The 369-nt window shown below is 41.5% G+C and carries 1 protein-coding gene; it reads right to left on the bottom strand.

The annotated features are described in order from the left end of the window. On the bottom strand, positions 1-270 hold a 270-nt coding region (locus E1176_RS00115), incomplete at its 3' end, for a glycosyltransferase (protein WP_222933028.1). Between the last annotated feature and the right edge of the window lie 99 nt (positions 271-369).

Below are 369 nucleotides of genomic sequence, written 5' to 3'. Positions count from 1 at the left end.
GGTCGTTTTGGCTCCTATATTTTTTCTGATTGACACTTCTACATCATTGGAAACTGCGACAGCCATGTTTTGCCACCCAAAAGTCAGCTTATTGAGCCAGAAGGTTATCCTGTGATAGCGCTCCTGCTTGTTGTGTTCTGTGTAAATAACCGGTATTCGTATGTGTCGATGGATAACTCGGGCTAAAAAACCAGCCCAGGGCAAATGAGCATGGATAAGTTGGATATTATGTTTCTTAATATACTTTTTTACAGCTCCCAGTTGACACATTAGTTGAATATTGTTGTGGGCTGAAAGGCACATGACTTTACCTCCGGCTTGCTCTATTGCCCGCACCATTTGGTTTTTCCAGGGCAAAAAATATATATA

The organism is Fulvivirga aurantia (assembly GCF_009711475.1).
Taxonomy (GTDB): Bacteria; Bacteroidota; Bacteroidia; order Cytophagales; family Cyclobacteriaceae; genus Fulvivirga; species Fulvivirga aurantia.
This window is presented reverse-complemented; position numbering and strand designations above follow the sequence as displayed.